Consider the following 8,908-nt stretch of genomic DNA (forward strand, 5'->3'; position numbering starts at 1 on the left):
CACTGATACAGTGCAATGAAAACCGGCTAGCTGCGAGGGCCGGGCAAAGCGAGTCCGACCTGGCGAACCCGTTCGAACAGGCAGATGGATGCTGCGGCGGCGGCATTCAGCGATTCGATCCTGCCCGGCATCGGAATGCGCACCCGCGTATTGGCGGCTGTCAGCAATCCCGCCGACAGCCCGGCCCCTTCGTTACCCACCATGAACGCCACCGGCCCGGTCAGGTCGAGGTCATACAAGGACTGGGCAGCTTCCAGGCTGGTGGCTATCGTCATGCCGGCGAAGGCCGCCGCCTTGTCGGATAAATTCGCACGCTCTTCGATCGCCAGCACGAAGTGCGCCCCCATGCCGCCGCGCAACACTCTGGGCGCCCAGGCATCGGCGCAATGCGCGGACAGCCAGGCAGCCTGGACCCCGGCCGCGGCGGCTGAGCGCAGAATGGCGCCCAGATTGCCGGGGTCTTGCACATCTTCCAGCAACAGGCAGAAATCGGGATTGGCCGGCGGCTTCAGGTGCGGAATCCCGATCACCGCAAGCAGGCCGGCAGGGCTTTCCACCGGCGATATCTCGGCAAACAGGCTGGGCGACAGCTCGACCAGATGTTGTGCCGAAACATGCGCCAGCAGCGCCCGGATTTCGGTCTTGTCCCAAGCCTCCCGGCTGACCGCGACCAGTTCCGGCAGCTGGCCGCTTGCCAGGCAGGCCGTCAGCAGATGCGTACCATCCAGCAAAGTCCGATCGGCCTTGCGCCGCTCGCGGCCTGATTCCGCCAGTTTTTTCAGCTGCTTGAATAACGGGTTTTCCCGTGAACTGATGGATTTCATACGGCGCATCCTTTTTTCAGCAATATTTCAAACTCTTCGACAGGCACCGGTTTTGAAAACAGGAAGCCCTGCCCGTAATCGCAACCGGCGGCGGCCAGTAAATCGCGCTGCTGCGGCGTCTCTATGCCTTCCGCAATCACCTGTATACCGAGCTTGTGCGCCATCACGATAATAGCCTCGCATAACACCATATCCTCGGCGTCAGGCGCCAGATTGCGCACGAAAGACCGGTCGATCTTGAGATAATCGATATCGAACTTCTTGATGTACGACAACGAGGAATAGCCGGTGCCGAAATCGTCGATCGCCACTTGCATGCCGGCATCGCGGAATTCCAGCAACCGCGCAGTAATCGCCGGGCCGGCATCCAGCAGCAAGCCTTCGGTAATTTCGACGACGATGCTTTGACCGGACAACCCCAGCTTCCGCAGATGATAGAACCACGCGGCATGGGCGCTTTCCTCGCTGTGAAACTGCACGGGAGACTTGTTGATACTGATCTGAAAATCCGTGTGATGTGTTGTACGCCAGCGTTTTACCTGCAGGGCCGCTTCATGGAACACCCAGTCACCGATATCGACGATCAGGCCGGTATCTTCCGCAATCGGGACGAACTGGGCGGGGTCGGTCAGGCCGCGCTTCGGATGCTGCCAGCGTATCAGCGCTTCCGCCTTGCGGATGGTCCCGCTCGCCAGCTCCACGATCGGCTGGTAATACACCCGGAACTGATTATCCGCCAGGGCTCCCCGCAAATCGTTGGCCAGCCGCATCCGGGTCTGGGCGGCCTCCTGCATGGAGAGTGTAAAATAGCTGCAACGGTTGCGCCCTAGCTTTTTGGCGGCATACATGGCCTGGTCGGCATTCTTCAGCAACTCCTCGATGCCGGTGGCGTCTTCCGGATACAAGGTAATGCCGATGCTGACGGATACGTAGGACAGTTCGCTCCCTAATGCGAACGGCTCGGCCAGTTTGCGCAGAATCTGCTGGGCGGCACGCTCCACGCTGTCGATATCCTCCAACTCCCCGAGAATAATCGTAAACTCGTCGCCGCCCAATCGCGCCACGGTATCGGATTCACGTACGCAACCGGTGAGGCGCTGCGAAGCTTCCCTTAACAGCAGGTCGCCCATCGCATGGCCCAGGGTATCGTTCACTTCCTTGAAATGGTCAAGATCGAGGAACATCAGCGCCATCGGCAAACCGGCACGATGGGCTTTCTTTAGCTCCTGTTCCAGGCGGTCATGAAACATGCGCCGGTTCGGTAACCCGGTCAGGGAGTCAAAGTTGGCCTGCGTCCAGATCAGCTCTTCCGATTGTTTTTTTTGCGTGATGTCTTCGACAATCGACCAGATGTAATCCTCACCGTCACCGCCGGTAATCAGCACCCCGTTCAGGCGGATGGGGACCCGCTTGCCATTGCGGTGGAGATATTCCTTCTCGTAAGGCCCGTAGCACCGGGTATTTCTCAACGACTCGAGCTGCAGGGCTTCCTGTTCTGCGTACTCCTCGGGGGTGAGATCCCAATAGCTCATGCGGTTGAGCTCTTCCAGCGAATATCCCACCATACCCAGCAACGCCCTGTTCGCTTCCATGTAGCGCCCGTCCATGGAGTTTCTGGTCATGCCCAGCGGCGACAGCTCGAACAAGGTTCGCAGTTTTTCTTCGCTGCTCGACAACGCATAAACCTGCTCGTTCAACTTGGCGGTCATGGACAGAAAACTTTTGGCCAGCGAGCCTATTTCGTCATTGCGCTCCACAGGCAGGGCCGTTATGGGTTTGCCTATTACAAACTCGCCTATGGACTTTTCCATCAAATTCAAAGGCTTTGTCAGAACGCGGGCCAGCAGCAAGGCAATGATGATGGCGGCCGGGCCGAACAACAGCATGATCTGGACAATATTGATACCCAGCATCCTGGTTTCCAGAAGTACATTTTCCAGCGGTGTATACAGTCCCAACATGACAAAACGCTGCTCCGCCGGCGCGCCGAACCGAACCTTGATAAACGCTGCCAGCGACGCACGATCGAATGCTTTGCTGGCGGCTGTTTCGAACATTGCATGGTCCGCTTTTCCATTCAGGATGCTGTTGGTCTGTGGCAGATCGTCCTGAATCAGAAATTTACGCCCATGGTCAAAACCAAAGGTCTTGGACTTGTCGGGATGGATCAGATAATCCCCTTGGTCGTTCGTCAGCAATACATCGATGTCCCGGGGAAGGTCCGTGCGGATCATGTCGAACAAATTCTGCAAATCGACATTGATCACCACAATGCCGAACACGGCTCCATCCCCGGCGTAAACCGGCGTAGCTATTCTGATCGTGGGCTTGCCGAAACCGTGATGTGCGCCTTGCTCCTGGTTCAAATTGATTTCCGAAATGTAAAATTGCCCACGCGGCAGACGCAAGGTCTTAAAAACATAAGGGAAATGGCTTTTTTCCTGCAGCTCGTCGCCGGTAATGGCTTTGATGCCGTCATCGGCCCGGTCGACCCTCACCAGCTCTTTCCCGTAGTTTTGGGCGCCTATCAGGCGTATCTGCGAATATTCGGGATGAGCAGCCAGCAGCCCCTCGAACACTTGCGCCAGTTGTCTTTTCTCGCTGCCCTGTTGATCGGCGGTGAGATGGGAGCCGCTGATCTTTTGCACCATCGGCAATAGTTCAATGAGTTTCACATCGCTGGAAATACCGGCCAGCGCGTCGGTGAAGCGATAAGCCAGCACGCGGGTCGCGGTAAGCAGTTTGTCCTTTGAAGACTCGATGAGCAGGCTGCGGCTTTGGTCGTAGACATAATATCCGGTCAGGCCGGTGGATAAGGCGCCCAGCAGCGCCAGCCAGAAACCGAGCTTGATGCCTATGCTCAATCGCATCTAATTAAAATGCCGCAAGGGTTTCGCCGGACATTATGCGATCCCACAACGCTTTTCGCTTGGCAGGATTTTCCACCGGTTCCAGCCAGATGATCTTGTCGTTGCGCCGGCTGGTGGGGAAAAGCGTAACGGTATTGGCCAGTCCGTGCCCAGCGGTCAATCTGTCGCTCGCCTTTTTCTCGAGCATGTAGTTAATCCACATTTCGGCAAGTTTCCGGTTTTTTGCGCCACGGGACACTGCCCAGCAATCCAGCCAGGCCAGAGCGCCCTCGCGCGGGATGACGTAGCCGATGTCAGCTCCCGCTTCTTTCAAAGCCTTGACCTGCTGGGTTCCGTAATTGCCGAACACCAGCGCAATTTTGTTGCCAGAAAACAGCTTTACCGCCTCTTCCGGCGAGGTGTAGAAAGTCAGCACATTGCGCCGCAACTTCACCAGTTGCTTCGCCGCCAGGCTGAACTCGGCATCGCTCAAGCGAAACGGGTTGCCACTTCCCAGCAGCAAGCCCGCTATCGAAAAATTATGGTTGCTGGTGTTGTAGGCCAACACGCGGCCGCGGTATTCCGGGTTCCACATTTCGGCCATTGATTGCGGAATGTTTTTGACTTCCCTGCGGTTGTAGATTAATCCCATTTCCGAATACGCATAAGGGATGGCATATACCTTGCCGTCGCGGACCAGGCCGGGAATCGCCTCAAGATGCTGAAAGCGCGGCAATTGACGAGCATGGTTTCCGATCGCATTGATATCGATAGCCACGCTCAAGCGCTTGTCGATATAACGCTGCAGCTCTGCCGTATTTACCGCAAATACGTCATATTCGCCGCCATTGTTGCCGTTGATCTTGTCCCACAGGTCGTCGTCCGAATTGACGTAAGTCACCTCGACATCGGCATTGAAACGGCGCTCGAACTCGGCGACGATATCCGCATCGGCGTAGCCATCCCATGCCACGACCCGCAACGACTCCCTGGCGCAAGCAGGCCGGGACACCGCTAGGCTCAATGCCGCGAGCGCACAAGCCAGGAAAGCAAATTTTAATGACATATGAAGCATGTGGGCATGGCTGGGATACACTCTCTGGAAAACCGCACGCCATAGCGTTTGATGGCGTGCGGCAGTTAGTGTTTTCGCTGGATTAGACCGTTCCGGTACTAGCCCGTCAAGTAGCGTTTTATTGTAATAGTCCGTTCTGGACGGACGACATCCGGGTTCCGGGTTGATATTATCCTACCCGACCCGCTACGATAATACATTATGCAAATTCTGGTCGACGCCGACGCCTGCCCCAACGTGATCAAGGAAATTCTATTCCGCGTCGCGCAGCGCACCCATATCCAACTCACGCTGGTCGCCAACCAGACGCTGCGCGGTTCCGCCCTCGCCCTATATACGCTCCATTCAGGTTCTGCACGGCTTCGATGTAGCGGATAACAAAATCACCCAATCGGTTGAGCCCGGCGACCTGGTAATCACTGCGGACATTCCTCTGGCCGCCCAGGTGCTCGCTGCAGGCGGTCATGCGCTGAACCCGCGCGGGGAGCTCTACAGCAAGGAAAACATCGAAGAGCGCCTCACCATGCGCAATTTCATGGACAGTCTGCGTAGCAGCGGCGTGCAGACCGGCGGACCGCCGGTATTGAGCCAGGGAGACCGCCAGACTTTCGCCAACCAGCTGGACAGGTTCCTGGCAACGCATGGCTCATCGTTTGCCTGAGCGCCTTTCAGTTACCGGCATGACTTAAAAAGTCATCGCTTACAAGACCATGAAAAATAAGAGGTTTTAAGCCTTATTTTTGACATCCCACCCCGGTTATGCAATCCTCTCCCCCATTCTTAGCCATAACCATGAGGAGATGCCATGACTATCCAGGTTGGAGAAAAATTGCCGGCAGGCACGTTGACCGAAAGCACCGAGTTCGATCCCGCCAATGGCTGCCCGCTCAATCCGCAACCGGTTTCCGTGGCCGATCAGGCCAAGGGCAGGAAAATTGTGATTTTCGGTGTGCCAGGTGCGTTTACGCCGACCTGCTCCGTCAAGCATTTGCCGGGCTTTGTCGAGCATTACAACGAACTCAAGGCCAGGGGCGTGGATGAGGTCTGGTGCATGGCGGTCAACGATGCCTATGTGATGGCATCCTGGGGCCGCGAGCAAAAAGCCGGCGGCAAGGTGCGCATGATGGCGGACGGCAGCGCAGACTACGCCAGAAAACTCGGCCTTGATCGCGACCTTACCGCCAACGGCATGGGGGTCCGCTGCTACCGCTTCGGCATGATCGTCGATGACGGCGTGGTGAAATACCTTGGCATCGAGGCTTCCGGTAAATTCGAGGTTTCCAACGTCGAGGCCATTCTGGCGCAGTTGTAATGCCAAGCTGCGGTTGCGGGTGATTCCGCAGCCGCAGCGCTCCCTTCGCGGCGTCCCGCCGCGACACTCCGTTCACTTCCGCCACTGGCTTGCCTATTAAAATCCAACCAAGGCCAGGAAAGATATAATCGGGCATCAGTTCCCGTGGATAATTCTTTCCTTGCCATGACCAGTAATGAAAAAGTACGTCTTTCCAAGCTAATGTCGCAGCAAGGCCTGTGCTCGCGCCGCGAAGCGGACGCCTATATCGAGCGCGGCTGGGTGTATGTCGACGGCGAGCGCGTAGCCGAACTCGGCACCAGGATTTATCCGTCGCAAAAAATCACCCTCAACAAGGCCGCGCAGACCAGCCAGCAGGCGCGCGTCACCATTCTGCTCAACAAGCCGGTGGGCTATGTTTCCGGGCAGGCGGAACAAGGGTATAAACCCGCCGCCGTGCTGTTCACCGCCGACACGCGCTGGCTTGAGGACAAGTCTCTGCAGCGCTTCAATCCCATGCAGGCCAAGGGGCTGGCTCCGGCCGGCCGGCTGGACATCGACTCGACCGGGTTGCTGGTGCTGACCCAGGACGGACGCATCGCCAGGCAACTGATCGGCGAAGACTCTCCCATCGACAAGGAGTATCTGGTGCGGGTGCAGGGCAAGCTCGGCGAACGCAGCATGAGCTTGCTCAACCACGGGCTGTCGCTCGACGGCGAAGCGCTGAAACCCGCCAAGGTATCATGGCAAAACGAAGACCAGCTGCGCTTCGTGCTGCGCGAGGGCAAAAAACGCCAGATCCGGCGCATGTGCGAAATGGTCGGCCTGAAAGTGACCGGTTTGAAGCGCATCCGCATCGGCAAAGTCATGCTGGGCGATCTTCCGCCCGGCCAGTGGCGCTACCTGCGCGAGGACGAGCGGTTCTAATAACCTAACGTGAGTTCCCATCGCCAAGCCCGCATTTCTCCTGAACAGGCCCTCACGCTGGATGGCCTTTTCCACGAACGCGCGCGGCGCTCGCCGGATGCAGTGGCCTATCGCTTTTTTGACGAGCATGCCCAAGCCTGGAAAAAACTGACCTGGGCCGGCATGGTAGCCGAAATCGCGCGCTGGCAGGCGGCGCTGCAGCGCGAAAACCTGCAACCCGGAGACCGGGTTGCGATCATGTTCAAGAACAGCCCGACCTGGGTGATGTTCGATCAGGCCGCGCTGGGACTGGGTTTGGTGACCGTGCCGCTATATACTGCCGATCGTCCCGACAATGTCGCGTACGTGCTGCAGGATGCGGAAGCCAAGCTGCTATTGATAGCCAGCGCCGAGCATTGGCATCCGATTGACCAGGCAGCTGCCGAGTTGCCCGCGCTGGCATCCGTCGTCACCATGCACCCGCTCCCCGCGGATGCGCACGATCCCCGCCTGCATGACATGGACACATGGGTGCCTGAGGCCGGCGACGATTTTCTCCACCGGTTGGCCGACCCGGAACGTCTGGCTTCCATCGTCTACACCTCGGGCACCACCGGGCGCCCCAAGGGCGTGATGCTGAGCCATCGCAACCTGCTGAGCAATGCCTGGAATTCGTTGCAAACCTTTGATGTGCTGCCCACCGATGTGTTTTTCTCCTTCCTGCCGCTTTCGCACATGCTGGAACGCACCGCCGGCTATTACATTCCGGTCATGGCGGGCGCCATGGTCGGCTTCGCGCGCTCGTTTCAACAGCTGCACGAAGACTTTGCCACCGTGCGCCCTACGCTGCTGATTTCCGTGCCGCGGATTTACGAGCGTATTTATGCCGGCTTGCGCAACAAGCTGCAAACCGGCACGCCAATGGCGCGCCGCTTGTTCGATTTTGCCGTAGAGGTGGGTTACCGCCGTTTCGAATATGCGCAGGGTCGCGCCGCGTGGCAGGCTTCGCTGTTGCTGTGGCCGTTATTGCAGCGACTGGTGGCGAGAAAATTGATGGCGCGCCTGGGCGGCAGGCTGCGCATGGCGCTTTCCGGAGGCGCGGCGCTGTCGCCGGAGATTTCGCGCATATTCATCGGGCTGGGCTTGCCGATCCTGCAAGGCTATGGCCTCACCGAAGCCGGCCCCGTGGTCAGCGTCAACCGCGCCGAACGGAACAAACCCGCCAGCGTTGGCCCCCCTATTCCCGGGGTCGAAGTCAAGCTGGACGAAAACGGCATCCTGTTCGCCCGCGGCGCCGGCATCATGCGGGGCTATTGGCGCAACGACGAAGCCACGCGGGAAATCCTGATGGAAGACGGCTGGCTCAATACCGGCGATATCGCGCACATCGATGGTGACGGCCATCTAACCATCATCGGCCGCATCAAGGAAATCATCGTCATGTCCAACGGCGAGAAAGTGCCGCCGGTTGACCTGGAAACCGCGATCCTGCGCGACCCCTTGTTCGAGCAGGTCATGGTGGTGGGCGAAGGCAAGCCCTGTCTCGGCGTTTTCGCCGTGCTCAACCGGGAACTGTGGGAGCAGGCCGCCGCGGAAAAATCGCCGGACTCGGCGCAAGGAAGGGCTTTTGCCCTGGCTCGCATGGCGCGGCAGATGCCTGGATTTCCGGGCTATACCCGCATCCGCCGGGCCTGCCTGCTGACCGAGCCATGGACGATAGAAAACGGCCTGCTGACACCGACGCTGAAACTGAAACGCACCCATGTGCTGGAGCGCTACCGGCAGGAGTACCTGAAATTGTACGAAGGATTTTCCAGCTTCTAAGAGCGTCTAACAAAATGAGGAGACAAGATTCAACAGTGGCGCGGGTTGGCCGATAACCTTCTGGAATAAAGCCGAAGGAGGAGCCATGCCGAAGCCACTGGTGGACGACGAATTATGGAACATCATCGAACCTTTGCTG

Annotated in this window: 6 protein-coding genes and 1 pseudogene; 4 read left to right on the forward strand and 3 right to left on the reverse strand. The window is 58.2% G+C overall.

Annotated elements, in window-relative coordinates; translation table 11 throughout:
* Nucleotides 1-26 precede the first annotated feature (26 nt).
* From VGK14_RS01470 to VGK14_RS01480, 3 genes are read right to left on the reverse strand one after another with little or no spacing between them, the layout of a single operon-like run.
* Complete coding sequence (locus VGK14_RS01470; protein WP_331507146.1) at nucleotides 27-824, reverse strand: RNA methyltransferase; 798 nt, start codon at nucleotides 822-824, stop codon at nucleotides 27-29.
* Nucleotides 821-3,694: a bifunctional diguanylate cyclase/phosphodiesterase gene (locus VGK14_RS01475; protein ID WP_331507148.1), complete on the reverse strand. Its 2,874-nt coding sequence runs from the start codon at nucleotides 3,692-3,694 to the stop codon at nucleotides 821-823. Before VGK14_RS01475 ends, VGK14_RS01470 begins: the two co-directional genes overlap by 4 nt.
* Nucleotides 3,695-3,698: 4 nt before the next feature.
* The gene (locus VGK14_RS01480) at nucleotides 3,699-4,739 is read right to left on the reverse strand and encodes an extracellular solute-binding protein (protein ID WP_331507150.1); all 1,041 of its coding nucleotides are present in this window, start codon (nucleotides 4,737-4,739) and stop codon (nucleotides 3,699-3,701) included.
* Nucleotides 4,740-4,949: 210 nt separating this feature from the next.
* On the opposite strand from VGK14_RS01480, the pseudogene VGK14_RS01485 reads away from it, so the two are divergent.
* The 4 genes and pseudogenes from VGK14_RS01485 (at nucleotide 4,950) to VGK14_RS01500 (ending at nucleotide 8,769) form a co-directional block, all read left to right on the forward strand.
* A pseudogene (locus VGK14_RS01485) lies at nucleotides 4,950-5,409 on the forward strand (YaiI/YqxD family protein).
* Between the two features lie 144 nt (nucleotides 5,410-5,553).
* The gene (locus VGK14_RS01490; RefSeq protein WP_331507151.1) at nucleotides 5,554-6,060 is read left to right on the forward strand and encodes a peroxiredoxin; all 507 of its coding nucleotides are present in this window, start codon (nucleotides 5,554-5,556) and stop codon (nucleotides 6,058-6,060) included.
* A 165-nt stretch (nucleotides 6,061-6,225) separates the two neighbouring features.
* Nucleotides 6,226-6,966 carry a pseudouridine synthase gene (locus tag VGK14_RS01495; protein WP_331507156.1) on the forward strand — a complete coding sequence of 247 codons (741 nt, stop codon included), beginning with the start codon at nucleotides 6,226-6,228 and terminating at the stop codon, nucleotides 6,964-6,966.
* Nucleotides 6,967-6,975: 9 nt separating this feature from the next.
* The gene (locus VGK14_RS01500) at nucleotides 6,976-8,769 is read left to right on the forward strand and encodes a long-chain fatty acid--CoA ligase (RefSeq protein ID WP_331507152.1); all 1,794 of its coding nucleotides are present in this window, start codon (nucleotides 6,976-6,978) and stop codon (nucleotides 8,767-8,769) included.
* Nucleotides 8,770-8,908: the final 139 nt, after the last annotated feature.

It is taken from the genome of Novimethylophilus sp. (assembly GCF_036504375.1).
Classification (GTDB): domain Bacteria; phylum Pseudomonadota; class Gammaproteobacteria; order Burkholderiales; family Methylophilaceae; genus Novimethylophilus.

Bases quoted from the DNA above. Each gene is read 5' to 3' on its own strand.
- VGK14_RS01495 (WP_331507156.1), top strand. From the start codon at position 6,226: ATGACCAGTAATGAAAAAGTACGTCTTTCCAAGCTAATGTCGCAGCAA.
- VGK14_RS01490 (WP_331507151.1), top strand. From the start codon at position 5,554: ATGACTATCCAGGTTGGAGAAAAATTGCCGGCAGGCACGTTGACCGAA.
- VGK14_RS01475 (WP_331507148.1), bottom strand. From the start codon at position 3,694: ATGCGATTGAGCATAGGCATCAAGCTCGGTTTCTGGCTGGCGCTGCTG.
- VGK14_RS01480 (WP_331507150.1), bottom strand. From the start codon at position 4,739: ATGTCATTAAAATTTGCTTTCCTGGCTTGTGCGCTCGCGGCATTGAGC.
- VGK14_RS01470 (WP_331507146.1), bottom strand. From the start codon at position 824: ATGAAATCCATCAGTTCACGGGAAAACCCGTTATTCAAGCAGCTGAAA.